Source organism: Rhizobium sp. BK098, from assembly GCF_014193155.1.
Lineage (GTDB): Bacteria > Pseudomonadota > Alphaproteobacteria > Rhizobiales > Rhizobiaceae > Rhizobium.
In genome coordinates this window covers 257,749-270,630 of sequence record NZ_JACHYY010000004.1, presented here as the reverse complement: position 1 = coordinate 270,630, position 12,882 = coordinate 257,749, and the positions used below count along the sequence as shown (strand labels likewise).

Here is a 12,882-nt window from a genome sequence, read left to right as displayed (position 1 = left end):
GCCCCGACGTCTCCGCCTCGGGGGGCGCCCCGAACCGCAACGCTGTCCAGCGTCGATCTCGTCGCCGCGAGGCTCTGCCATGAGTATCGAGCCGATCGGTATCGCTGCCATTCTATGCGGGCTCTTCTGCCTCTTCCTCGGCGATAGTGCAACCGTCATAGCCCTGGGGGTGGCGGCTGTATTCGGATCGGCAGCGGCAATGTTCGTCGGAGCCGCCAATATTCAGCCCGGCCATGTTATGCTCGGCTTCCTGCTATTGGGTGTCATGACGCGGGAACGTGCAACACGCGAATTTCTCCACGCGTTGAAATTCGGCGAACCTGGCTTCTGGTTTGCCCTCCTTGTCTTTTATGGCGTGCTGAGCGCATACTTTTCGCCGCGGATTCTGTCGGGCGTCACCCAGATCGTACCCCTCGGCACGACAATATTTGACGATAGCCGATCGACAGTTCCACTTGTTCCTGTTTCGAGCAATCTTACGCAAAGCGTCTACATGGTTGGCAATCTTCTTTGCTACGCGTTGACGGTTGCGATTGCCTCCAATTGGCGCGGCTTTAATGCGGTCTTGACCGGGCTTCTTGCCTATGCCGTTGCCAACACTGCCTTTGCATTTCTTGACGTCGCCACCTATTCCACGGGCACACAAGGCATGCTCGCCTTCATACGAAATGCCCAGTATGTTCTCCATACCGACGATCAGATTGCCGGCGTCAAACGCATCGTTGGATCATTTACAGAAGCCTCTTCCTTTGCACGCTCAACCCTCGGTGTCTTTGCCTTCACCGGCACGCTCTGGCTCTGTGGCCGCCGTCCTTATCTCACTGGTTTTGTCGCCGTAACGTCGCTTATCCTGGTTGTGATGTCGACATCTTCAACCGGCCTTGTCGGCGCACCCGTGATGGGTTTGATCCTTTACCTGACGGCAATTGCCGTCGGAGGGCATAAGAATGCCCGCCGCTTCAGTACCCTGGCGATCGTATTCATACCGACGATTGCGACCGCGGCGGCGCTACTGATCGCGATAGATCCTGAGGTGTCGAAGACGGTATATAATTACATCGACATCATCGCACTCGGCAAATCCACGTCCGACTCCGCCGTTGAGCGGGGCTCCTGGAACATGGCCGCAATCCAGAATGTCGTCGACACCATGGGCGTAGGCGTCGGTCTCGGCACTGCTCGCACCTCCAGCTTTGCCCTTGCCCTTCTTGCAAATGTCGGCATCGCCGGTACGGTTTTCTATCTGCTTTTCGCCTTCGGAGCATTGATCAGGAAGCGTGGAACCCCGGGCAGCCTTACCGCGGATGCGCGGCTGGCGGCCTGCAACGGCTGCTTCGGCCTCCTTGTCGGCGATATGCTCGTCAGCCCCGTCATCGATCAGGGCCTATTCTTCTGCATGCTTGCCGGACTGGCGTCGGCCCTACCGGAACGCAGCAGACAACATACACGCACCGGTCGCCCTATAGGAGTAGTCACCATATGAGCGCTGGCGCCCTTTTTGCGGTCAACGGCCGCTTCCTCGGTCAGAATCCAACGGGCGTACAGCGTTACGCATCGAATGTGGTGCGCGCGCTCAACACGGCGCTTGCCGCCGCCGATGAACGGGCGGCGATCATTGCCCCTTCCGGGACAACGGATCCGGGGTTCAGTCATATGCCGCTAATGCAATCCGGAGCGCTTTCCGGCCATCCGTGGGAACAGATCACCTTGCCGGCACAATGGCATGGCCGCCTTCTCAATCTCTGTAACACGGCGCCGGCGACCAAGGCGGATCAGATCGTATGCATCCACGACGCCAATGTCTTCACCACGCCGGATAGCTATAGCCGGGCTTTCCGGATCGTCTATCAGACGCTTCAACCGCTTCTCGTAAAGCGCTCGGCTCGCATCGTGACCGTGTCGCATGCGGCGGCGCGCCAGATCACTAGGCATCTGCCGATCCGGATCGAAGACATCGCCGTTCTTCCCAACGGTCACGAACATGCCTTTGGCTGGGATCCGGCGCTTGCGCAGATTGCGCCGAGCTTCGTCGCCGAAACTTTCGAGCGATGCGATCGTCAGTTCATCCTGGCACTCGGATCCAAGGCGCGACACAAGAACCTTGCACTACTCGTCGACGCCGCACCGGGGCTCGACGAGATAGGTATCGATATCGTCATTGCCGGTGGCGATGCAGGAATTTTCGTCCCGGGCGCACTCAAGGAACGGCCGAACGTCCATATGATAGGACGTGTTTCGGATCACGACTTGGCTTACCTGCTCGAAAGAGCGCTTTGCCTTGCCTTTCCATCCCTAACGGAAGGCTTCGGTCTGCCGATCGTGGAGGCGATGGCGCGTGGCTGCCCTGTCGTTGCCTCTTACTGTGCAAGCATACCGGAAGTCTGCGGCGACGCTGCTCTGCTTGCCTCGCCGACCGACCCGGCGGCATGGGTTCGACAAATCAGAACGCTGAAGGAATCTCCGGGATTGCGCATCGATCTGATGGGACGAGGATACGACCAGATCAAGAATTTCTCCTGGTCGCAAACGGCTGCCGGCTATATGGAGCTGCTGGCGCAGCCCATCGCGCGGCCAAAAACCTATAAGCCTTCCGGAATCGGAACTCCCCATATCGCGGTGATCGTCGCGACGCGAGGACGGCCGGCGACCGTAAACGCGACCGTGCGCCACCTGCTGGCCACACAGACGCTAAAACCCAAAACGGTCATCGTCTCCTGTATCGATGCCGCCGATGCCGGTAATCTCATCGGTCATCCCGACGTGACAGTCGTAACAGGCCCCGGGGGGTTGACGAAGCAACGAAATACCGCGCTGTTGAACATCCCCGAGGAATGCGAGATCGTCGCCTTTTTTGACGATGATTTCCTGGCAGACGGGAACTGGCTTGCGGCGGCGGCAAGGGCGTTTCGCGATGATAATCAGATCGTGGGCTTCACCGGCCGTGTGCTGGCCGATGGCGTCGGCGGTCCGGGAATCGGCCTTGAGGAAGCATTGCGCCTTGTCGAGACCGCGCCGGCGAGCGACGGGACCTGGGTAGAGCCCTATAGCCCGTACGGATGCAACATGGCCTTCCGGGCGGAGGCTATCGGTGAAACACGCTTCGACGAACGTCTGGTTCTTTATGGCTGGCTGGAGGATCGCGACTTTGCCGCAGCTCTCGGCAAGCAAGGGGGTCGCTTCGTTAAATGCGCGGAAGCGTTCGGAGTGCATATGGGTGTCAAAAGCGGCCGCGTCAGCGGGGACCGCTTTGGCTATTCGCAGGTGATCAACCCCATCTATATGCTGCGCAAGGGGACAATGACGGGCCCGATGGTCGCCAATCACATCTTCTGCAACATGGCCATGAACTTCTCGCGCGCCGTCTGGCCGGAACCTTTCGTCGACAGATGGGGGCGCGCAAAAGGCAATCTCATTGCAATCAAGGATCTCCTTTATGGGCGCCTTGAACCCGAACGGGCGGCAAAATTGCCGACGCGAAGCAAGGCAGAACAACTCAAGTCAGAGGTGAGGACTAGATGACGCAAAACGCTCCGTCTCTACTGGAACGGTCGTCACGGCTTTGGCGGTTGGACGAACTGCCCGCGGACAAGACCAGCGAAGGGCCGGTCGCGCTCCTGCGATCGTTGTGCATGCTCGCCCTGCGACACAAGACGAAGCTTATTCTTTGCACGGCAGTTGGCGTCGGCCTGGCAGCAGCCTATGCCCATTCATTGCCGCGCACCTACACGGCGACGGCCACTGTCCTGCTCGAACCTCGCCACCTCTCTCTGACTTCAAGCCAGGACGCCCAGAATTTCGACCTCAACAGGGCCGACGGCGAGCTTCAAATCATCCGTTCCGAGCGTCTGCTCTCGGCCGTATTCAGCAGCCTTAATCTTGGCAACAACCCGGAGCTTGGCCCGCAGCCGCCAAGCATAAGTGCGTTTGTCATCGGCAACATAACGGGTGCAATAAACTACGTGTGGTCTGCCATAAGCAGCCCCAACACGGGGAAAGCCCCTCGTTCCGATACCACGTCGGGCACACCGGCAAATAGCTCGGCTGGCGATGCGTACCAAGCAGCCTTCTCGAATTTCACACAGCATCTGGACGCGCGCCGTGTCGGTCAATCCTATGTTATCGAGATCAGCTATTCCTCGTCCAATCCGACGCTTGCGGCACGCATCGCGAACGCTACCGTTTCCGCCTACATCCTACAGGCCGTGAGCTTCAAGGACGAAATGGCCCGGGCGGGAACCGAGGTTCTTCAGTGGCGCCTCGACGCGCTGGCAGCCCAGGTTGCTGCCGCGACCGATGCCATGAAGCTGGGAGCCTTGCCTGCCGTACCGACGCCCGACGGCGATGCACGAATTATCGGCGCGGCACTCGTACCGCTCAGTCCATCGGGGCCACGCGCCACCTTGATTACCGTTTTGGGAGGTATTCTCGGCGTGCTCTTCGGCTTCTCGATCATCGTTCTCAATCTCGCCTTCGATCGCAAGGTTCGCAATGCGAAAGATCTGGCGCGGGATACGGGGGTACCATGTCTCGGAAGCCTTCCGGATCCGGCTGGCCGGGCGAGCACCTTGCGTGGGACCTACAGCAGAAAGTCCTCGGTTGCCATCAATCAGCCAGGCAGCGCGTACGCCATGGCCATTCACAATCTCAGGACATCCATCGAGATCGCATGCTCGACCATTCGAAACGAGCGAGGACTGATCATCGCGATTACCGGATGGGAGCCGGGTCAAGGCATCTCGAAGATGGGCGTCAGTCTGGCGCAATTCCTCAGTCGAAGCGGCCGGCATGTCACCCTCTTTTATGATGAGGCGGGCCAGCACAATCACAGCAATCGCGAGTCGGATGATCTGCTGATGACATCGCTGGCAGATGCCCTCGTCGACGATATGCGGCCCGAGCAGATACTGCTCTCCAACGGACGCAATGACGGACAAGGCATCGCCCGTTTTCCGATCCATTCCACCAATGCACTGACAAATCTCTATGTCGATTTCCGCGACAGAAGGGCAGGACGGATCGTGGAGACCGCAAGGGCCAGAGGCGACGTCCTCCTGGCGTTACCTCCCGTCGGCAGCTCGTCGGATGCGGTCGCATTGTCAGTCCACGCCGATGCCGTGGTGGTGATTGCCAGCGCCGGCAGGACAACGACCGACCAGGTCAACGATACCTTGCTACAACTGCGACGCGCCGGCGCCAATGTCATAGGCACGGTCATCGATCTGGCAAAGGCATGATGCACGTCAAATCAAATCGGTAGTACTTGCTTCAAGGCACCTGCCATTCAATAAGATAAATTCCCATGAAACCGCCAAGAATTGCCGTCATCATTACCTGCTGGAATTATGAAGCCTATGTGGCGAATGCGATCCGCAGCGTCGTATCGCAGGATTGCGATGAATGTGAACTTATCGTCATCGACGACGGTTCCACCGATACATCATGGGATGTCATCCAACGCGAAGGCGTTACAGCCTATCGCATTGAAAACAGCGGTCAGAGGGCGGCCGGCCTTTATGGCCTGGAGCGCACGCAGGCGCCCTTCGTGCTGTTTCTGGATGCGGATGACGAGCTGGCGCCGGGCTCCCTTGCGACGATCCTCTCGGAATTGGACGACGACGTTGCCAAACTTCAATTCTCTCTGACACGGATCGATCATCGCGGAGACACTCTCGGCGCCGGCACGACCCTCGAAGGATTTCGAGATCGCCACGTGATTGCAGACAGCGTGCTGCATACGGGTGTTTATACTACCCCTCCGACATCGGGAAACGTCTTCAGACGCGACGTCTGCGAATATTTGAGAGAAATGGATTACGATCCAGCGATCGATGGATTGCCGCTCTTCGTCGCCCCTTTCATGGGCGATATCGTCAGCCTGCCCCAAAGGCTTGGGCGCTACCGCATCCACGGCAAAAATTTTTCCGGACTAGGACGCGCAGTCGATCCAGCCCCGTTGCGCCAAGAGCTGCGCCGATTTGTTATGAGGATGGAGCACTTGCGCCGAATTCTGGAGAGAACCGGACGCGCAGACGCGCTCGTTCGACCGGAAGAGGCCTATTATTATATCGAGCGCAATTTCTATCTGGCGATCGCGGAAGGCAGGCGCCCCCCGATCAAGTGCTTCCTTTCTCTGCTGCGAAAACTCCAACACCAGCAATACCCGTTGAAGACCAAGGGGACGATTGCGGCATTTTGCCTGCTCACGATGATATTGCCGAACCGGAACGCCCGCCGCGGCCTCGCCTACCGGCTGAACGGCGGCAACCGTTCGACCGTCGGACTCCTACAGGCGTTGATGTAACAAAGGCATCCTTCACGCGTGGCACAATCGAAGCATCACCGACGATCGGCCAATTCAAACCGTCCTTGGCCGGCGATCAAGCGCATGCCAAGCGCCAGCAGCGTGCCGACATAGGCCGCTGCACCGGTTCCAGCCACGAAGACAAGCTCGAGAACATGGTTCAAGGCACGACCTGACAATTCGTCGCGCAGTATTACGACCCATAAGACCATGACAATGGCAGCAAATCCGATTTTCCAGAGATTCTTCAACTGTGCCCATATTCCAAGCCCCAGTTGCCGCCGCACCTCATCCAGATAGAACGCGAACATGATGGTCGAAAGAAGCACCCTTGCAGCACTGACGCCCGTGATCGAGAAAAGATAGAAGCCGATCGATATCAGTATGACCCGCAGGCACAAATCGATGCTATTCAACCTGAAAAGCACATGCGGGCGATCAAGCGCAAGGCTGACCGAATACAGCGTCTGAAAATAAGGTATTGGGATCACGGACAGGGATAGAAGGCTAAGCAAAGGAGCGGCGTCTTTCCATTTCTCACCTAGAAGCAGATCCGTGACGAGGTCTGCCGTCAGAAATATTCCGATGCAAGCGGGGATCGAAATAAGCATCGCAAACCGAGCCGCCTTTAGAAAGGCCAGACGCATTCGCTGCCGATCAGAAGTTATGAGCGAGAATGCAGCCATGACCGGCTGCAATGCGGGACCGATGAGAGACTGTGTTGGAACGACCGAGACATCGCTGGCAATTGCATAGCGTCCAAGCGTCGTGCTATCGGTCGTCGCGCCGATAAGAAAGCGATCGAACTGCCAGTTGAGCGCTGAAATCAATTGTGCGGAACTAAACCATCCAACGAATCCGGCGAAATCCGAGAGACGCCGCAGCGAAAACGCCGGCCGATATGGTGCAAGAAGATAGGAAACCACCACAGCCGCCACTGAATTGGTGACGAAATTCGCGGCGATTGCCCAATAGCTGCCTCCCGAAAAGACCGTGATCATCGCAATGACAAAGGCACATAGTTTCCCGCTGAACTCCAGAAGAAAGGTTTGACGAAAGCCGAGCTCCCGGACGAAATGTACCATCGCTGGACTGCAGAAACCCCTGGCAATCGGCCCGATCGCCAGAACGGCAATCAGCGGAGTGAGTTGCGGATTGTGATTGATCCACGAGAAGGGCCACGCGGCGGCCAGGACGATGAGCGCAATCAGGCCGCTTCTTACCACACTCAGCGTAAAGCCCGTATCGAGGTGGCTCTTGTCGACCATATCGAGCCGAACCATCGCCTGCGTGACGGGCACTTCCAACACCGTATCGACCACCACGACAAGCGACATCGCCAGCGCCGCCAAACCGAAATCGGCGGGTGTCAGGATACGAGCGAAGAGCAGAAGCGTGCAGAAATCGACGAGGCGGCCGATAAAGCGTGAAACGACGAGCCAACCGGCTCCCTTGAAGGCTTTGAACGCAAGCATGCGACCCTAGCGCTCCGTCTGTCTGGGACCCGGCCCGCGGCTGCGACGGCGCAACGCAAAGACCTGATGTCGAAAGCAGCTCATCGCTGACGACCGCTCCAAGGCTTTGCGAGTCGGAACGATCCCCGTGCCCCATCCGGGATCCGTCGCTCTCCTAGAGAAACCGTTATGCGCCATATCACTCATGTACATATCCTTGGCAGCCTCCGTTGTTCAGCGATACAGCCGGGCCGAGACCCCTCGCAGCACATGCGCCATTTCCAGCGCTGCAAGCAGCGGCGGCTTGAAGCGGGGGAAATCTCGAGCGATGGCGCCCTCACGCCAAAGATGGGATTTCACCGACATCAGCTTCGCGGCCAGGGCGACTTTCTGCGAATGATTGAGCACTTGAACATGATCGGACCGGCCGAAATCCACGGAGCGGGCGCCGACGTCGAGCGCGATCACATCACTCGGACTTGGATTGATGATCGCCTGCTTCAGACGAAGCCATGCACTCCCGGCATCCCGCAGGACCTGACCTCCCGTCTCGACCTGTTCGATATATTGCAGCGCGCCAGTCAGAAGCGGATTTCCGGCCGACGGATCCACCGCGCCGAACCGGATATCCCCGGCATTGGAGACGACGGCACCCTCAGCTGTCTCACTGAAATGACGAACGGAAGAGAGTGCCGGCTCGAACAGGCTTTCGATGATCTGCCAGTACCGTAGAATGACGGTTTCCGGCTTGAAAGGGTTATAAAGATTCTGCTCGACGACAAGGCCGGCGACCCTGGGAAAATGATCCTCACTCAGACCCTTGTAGTTGCACCGGGCAAACTGGATCGTCTCGAAGCGCCGTTGAGGAAACCCCGCAGACAGCAGGCGCTGCGTGCTGCCGTAAAAGCCGGTATCGCAAAGTATGATGCGCTGCGCTCCGGCAGAGATCTGTTCCAGGTGGCGAGCAAAGAGAGCGTTCTGTTTGCGAATGTCATCAAGAACGTCTCGCCCAGCATCCGTATCCAGAAGGGCAAAGAACCGCGCGGGATCGAATATATGGCGCCAGGTATCAGGCAATTCATAGGCACGCCCGCCCAGGGCGCGAGCGACATCTGCAAAGCTTCCACCCTGGAATTCGCGTCCAAGCTCATCCAGGACCGCGGGGCTTCGAAGCACGACCGCCGAGCGCGCGGCCACGAGCCTTGAAATCTGGATATTGTCACGCTTGAGATCGAGTGGAAGCCCCAGCTTCTGCACGAGGCGTTCGAACGCCTCGCGGATGCCGATGCCGCCACGCGCGCAGAAGAGCAGCGCGGTGTCATGCCCAAGTCTGGCCTGCGCAGCATAGAGCCAGATATAGAGACAAAATTCTGCAACGATCGGCCCGAAGACATCTCGGCCAAACAAGACTTTGTCGCTTAGCGTGGGTGGCGCAGGGACGTGCCGCCAAGGCTGCTTCCCCAATCGACTGATCGCCTCGGTTTTTGCTCCGTCCACGCGCGAGGCGTAGCGTTCCAATCGGCTCTTGGGCAGGTGAAGTGTACGCAATCCCATCGAGTCCGGCATTCGAAAATCGGCGATATCGTCATCGCCTATGTGCAAGACGCGAGATGGAGCAACGGACTCGTTCTCGAGCATGACGGAGAACAATGCGCCATAGCGCTTGCTTGCCTGGGCGTCAGCGCTCGAATAGACGCGATCGATCAGGCCTGGGCCATGAAAATGATTGATCAGCACCGTAAGCTCTGCAGCAGAAAGCGCTGTATCGCTGACGGCGACGATACGGGTTCCCGCCTGGCGAAACTGCCGCAGCAGGGCAGCAAGCCAGGCGTTTGCGCGAAGAGCCGTCTTCTCGACCGAAAGCTCTATGGCGATGCGCTCTCCGACAAGATCGTCCGGCAAGCCAAGCAATTGGAGCTGCCTGCGGATAATGTCGCTCAGTTGCACTTCGCCAACCCCTCCGCCCATGTTGAGCGCGCGATAGGCGAACTTCTGCGCGAGAAGACGACACCTGACCAGTTCAGCCTTCTCGACAAACAGTCCCTTTTCTTTCAGGAGGCGGGCAAACCGGGTTTCGCCGGCGGCAATGCGCGAACGCTGCGACGTTCCGCGGCGCAACATCAGTGTGTCGAATACATCGGTGGAAATCAGGTCGATTTCGCCAAGATTCTTGTAGACATCGTCGAGGCTTGGCCGCAGCACGAGATAACTCCCTCGGCGTTCACCGGAATAGTAATAATCGACACAGTCGTAATTTATTCGCAATCAAATCTGGCGGCTCATCAGAAGACGAGCCGACCCGCCGATGATCTAACTACACAAATACGGATATATCAAGTAAAATTGCAATATATATTGAGTATTCACTCGAATTTTTGTTCCATATAGAACTTACACAGATTTGTGATACACCATTAATGAAGTGAGTTCCGAGCACTTTTCGACTTAAACTTTCAATAAGCAAAATTTAATCTAGTGCATGAAAAGCCGCAGCAGGGGACGCTTCCATGAACGATGCGGGTCATTATGCCGCCAACGATGTTATCGCCGAAGTAGAGAGATTTGATGCCATAGTACTAGGGGCAGGCATCTCTGGGCTGGTCTCCGCCTCGGTCCTCCAAAAGCAGGGCTATCAGCGCATCCTGATCGTCGACACCTACGGCCATGTCGGGGGCAATCACATCGACTGGTCGCATGGAGGATATACATTCGATATCGGCAGCCTGATCTTTCAGGACGACTCCCCGTTGCTTGCCCATTTTCCGGAATTGCTGCCGCTCTATGTTCCGATCGAACCGACATGGGCGCGCTTGAACCCTCAGGGAATGATCACTGCCTATCCGATTTCGGTACGCGATGACATTTTCAGCGCCGGCGTCGCTGAAGTAGTCCGAATTTTCTCCTCGGTCATTTTCGCGCGGCTCTTTCAGCGAAAGATGCGCAACGCGAAAGAATTTGCCCGCTATTGGATCGGGAGCCGCCTGCTGCATCGCTCCGGCCTGGAATCCTACATGAAGCGTTTCTATGGAGCTGCCGTCGAAAGCATAGACATCGATCTCGCTCGCAAGCGGATGCTCTGGATCAGCGAGCATGCCTCCTTGAAAAATCAGATCGCGCGGGCATTCAGACGCAGTCACAAAGGACCGAAAAACCGGCAGATGGCTCGCCCGAAGGAAGGTTTTCAATTCCTCTACCGGGCTGCAGTCGAACGGTTGGAGCAGCGTGGCGCGGAATTTGATTTGGCAGCGGACATGCAGACGATCCGCAAGGTTCACGATCAGCTCCACCTGCAACTGCAAGACAGGGTCGTGGCTTCACATCGCGTTATCTCGACCATACCCATTCATATGGCCGAAAAACTGTGTGGCCTCGATTCCGGCCGGAAGCTTGAGACGATCACCCTCATCTCGCTCTATTTCAGCTTTTCCGGCAATCGCGGCTTTTCGCAACCGATCATCTATAATTTCTCGCATCAAGGCGCGTGGAAGCGCCTGACGATGTACTCCGATTTCTACGGTCGGGTCGATGATCGCGAATATTTCACAGTCGAGGTCATCGGCAACCAGATTGGCTGCTCGATAGAACGCGCCGAGAGCGACTTCAGGGATCATGTTCACGCCAACGCCCTTTTTGAGGGTGATCTCAAATTGGAAGGCAGCGACATGCTCGCAGAAGCATATCCCATCTATAGCAAGGGTGCTGCTGGCCATGCTGCCCAAGCAATGCAACAACTCCTTGCGTTCGGTCTCGAATCCTTAGGCCGCCAGGGTGGTTTCAACTATCAGCCAACAGCACGGGCTTCAACAGTGGAAGCAGAAGCAGCACTGCAAAGGCCAATACCATAGGCATTGACAACAGCACTCCTGTATAATTGGAAATACCATTCGAGATAGCAGCGAATTCTTTAATATAAACGCGATGCTTTATCATTGCCATGCCAGGACAGCTAAAGCATACTACGTCAGCATCCTCGATATATCGTGTTTATATTTATCACACTTATATAAGGTGCATTCATGCGGATCTTGCATATACTGAATCACACGAACAGGCTGAATGGACATGTCCATGCAGCAGTCGATCTGGCATGTGCACAGGCCCAATTGGGACATGACGTATGTATTGCAAGCGGCGGCGGTGATTTCGACCCGCTGCTACACAAGAATAATGTCGCAACGGTAATGGTTGACCACCAACGAAAGCCGGTCAATCTTTTGAAATCATCCTTCGCCTTGCGCAAGCACGTCCATGCATGGCAGCCCGATATTGTCCATGCCCATATGATGACAAGTGCAGTTCTGGCGTGGCCGATTTGCAGGTTGTCGGGCACTCCGCTCGTCACCACCGTTCACAATGAATTCGAAAAGAGCGCGATCTTGATGGGCCTTGGAAACCGCGTCATCGCAGTCAGCGAGGCCGTGCGCGCTTCCATGCTCAGGCGGGGGATACCGTCATCGAAGCTTTGTGTGGTCCTTAACGGGACGATCGGCTCGGTCCGCTCCGAAGGCCGCAGCAGAACGCCGGTCGATCTGCCATCTCCGAGCATCCTTTTCGTCGGCGGCCTACATCCGAGGAAAGGCCTGCCCGATCTCTTTGAGGCCTTTCGCCTGGCGCACGAACAGCATCCCGAGGCCAGACTTGTTATCGTCGGAGAAGGGCCCTTCCAGACCAACTACATGGAAATGGTGGCAAAGATGGAGTGCGCTTCGGCTGTCGCTTTTCTGGGAGCGAAAGAGGATCCATTCCCCTGGATGGCGGCGGCGGATATTTTTGTGCTGCCGTCACATGCCGATCCGGCACCGCTGGTTCTCTCCGAAGCCCGCGAGGCAGGGTGCGCGGTTATCGGCAGCAATGTGGACGGGATCCCGCAGCTCCTGGAATATGGGGCGGCGGGAATACTGGTGCCGCCGCACGATCCGCCCGCTTTGGCCGCCGTGCTCAGCGAACTCCTTGGAGAACCTGCCCGAATGCAGGAGTGGAAGGATAAGAGCCAAGTTCATCTCGACCGCCTGACGATCAGTCGCGTCGCCCATGAGACGCTTGATATCTATGGCAGCGCCCTTGCAGCCGGCTCGAAGAACGCAGCCGTCGCCGCGTAGGACTTGAACCGTCAGGGACGATGCAATC

The 12,882-nt window shown here is 57.3% G+C and carries 8 protein-coding genes; 6 read left to right on the top strand and 2 right to left on the bottom strand.

Going from position 1 to position 12,882, the window contains the following annotated elements:
• The first annotated feature begins 79 nt into the window (after positions 1 to 79).
• The 4 genes from FHT73_RS13220 (at position 80) to FHT73_RS13205 (ending at position 6,301) form a co-directional block, all read left to right on the top strand.
• On the top strand, positions 80 to 1,483 hold the full coding sequence (locus FHT73_RS13220; protein ID WP_112337056.1) for a hypothetical protein: 1,404 nt from the start codon (positions 80 to 82) through the stop codon (positions 1,481 to 1,483).
• Entirely contained in the window at positions 1,480 to 3,519 is a 2,040-nt protein-coding gene (locus FHT73_RS13215; RefSeq protein WP_183712186.1) for a glycosyltransferase, read from the top strand. Before FHT73_RS13220 ends, FHT73_RS13215 begins: the two co-directional genes overlap by 4 nt.
• Complete coding sequence (locus FHT73_RS13210; RefSeq protein ID WP_112603145.1) at positions 3,516 to 5,234, top strand: Wzz/FepE/Etk N-terminal domain-containing protein; 1,719 nt, start codon at positions 3,516 to 3,518, stop codon at positions 5,232 to 5,234. The genes FHT73_RS13215 and FHT73_RS13210 overlap by 4 nt, the downstream gene beginning before the upstream one ends.
• 65 nt (positions 5,235 to 5,299) lie before the next feature.
• Positions 5,300 to 6,301, top strand: a complete 1,002-nt coding sequence (locus FHT73_RS13205; RefSeq protein WP_112603143.1) for a glycosyltransferase — start codon at positions 5,300 to 5,302, stop codon at positions 6,299 to 6,301.
• Positions 6,302 to 6,336: 35 nt separating this feature from the next.
• Here FHT73_RS13205 and FHT73_RS13200 read toward each other — a convergent pair whose 3' ends face one another.
• Together FHT73_RS13200 and FHT73_RS13195 are read right to left on the bottom strand one after the other, a co-directional pair.
• A complete protein-coding gene (locus tag FHT73_RS13200; RefSeq protein WP_112603141.1) occupies positions 6,337 to 7,776 on the bottom strand; it encodes a lipopolysaccharide biosynthesis protein in 1,440 nt (479 codons plus the stop codon).
• A 213-nt stretch (positions 7,777 to 7,989) separates the two neighbouring features.
• Complete coding sequence (locus FHT73_RS13195; RefSeq protein ID WP_112603139.1) at positions 7,990 to 9,957, bottom strand: hydrolase; 1,968 nt, start codon at positions 9,955 to 9,957, stop codon at positions 7,990 to 7,992.
• A 305-nt stretch (positions 9,958 to 10,262) separates the two neighbouring features.
• On the opposite strand from FHT73_RS13195, the gene FHT73_RS13190 reads away from it, so the two are divergent.
• Together FHT73_RS13190 and FHT73_RS13185 are read left to right on the top strand one after the other, a co-directional pair.
• Complete coding sequence (locus FHT73_RS13190) at positions 10,263 to 11,600, top strand: NAD(P)/FAD-dependent oxidoreductase (RefSeq protein ID WP_112603137.1); 1,338 nt, start codon at positions 10,263 to 10,265, stop codon at positions 11,598 to 11,600.
• A gap of 171 nt (positions 11,601 to 11,771) precedes the next feature.
• Positions 11,772 to 12,854 (top strand): glycosyltransferase family 4 protein, encoded by a 1,083-nt coding sequence (locus tag FHT73_RS13185; RefSeq protein WP_112603135.1) that lies wholly within the window; start codon positions 11,772 to 11,774, stop codon positions 12,852 to 12,854.
• Positions 12,855 to 12,882: the final 28 nt, after the last annotated feature.

Bases quoted from the DNA above. Each gene is read 5' to 3' on its own strand.
- FHT73_RS13220 (WP_112337056.1), top strand. From the start codon at position 80: ATGAGTATCGAGCCGATCGGTATCGCTGCCATTCTATGCGGGCTCTTC.
- FHT73_RS13215 (WP_183712186.1), top strand. From the start codon at position 1,480: ATGAGCGCTGGCGCCCTTTTTGCGGTCAACGGCCGCTTCCTCGGTCAG.
- FHT73_RS13210 (WP_112603145.1), top strand. From the start codon at position 3,516: ATGACGCAAAACGCTCCGTCTCTACTGGAACGGTCGTCACGGCTTTGG.
- FHT73_RS13205 (WP_112603143.1), top strand. From the start codon at position 5,300: ATGAAACCGCCAAGAATTGCCGTCATCATTACCTGCTGGAATTATGAA.
- FHT73_RS13200 (WP_112603141.1), bottom strand. From the start codon at position 7,776: ATGCTTGCGTTCAAAGCCTTCAAGGGAGCCGGTTGGCTCGTCGTTTCA.
- FHT73_RS13190 (WP_112603137.1), top strand. From the start codon at position 10,263: ATGAACGATGCGGGTCATTATGCCGCCAACGATGTTATCGCCGAAGTA.
- FHT73_RS13185 (WP_112603135.1), top strand. From the start codon at position 11,772: ATGCGGATCTTGCATATACTGAATCACACGAACAGGCTGAATGGACAT.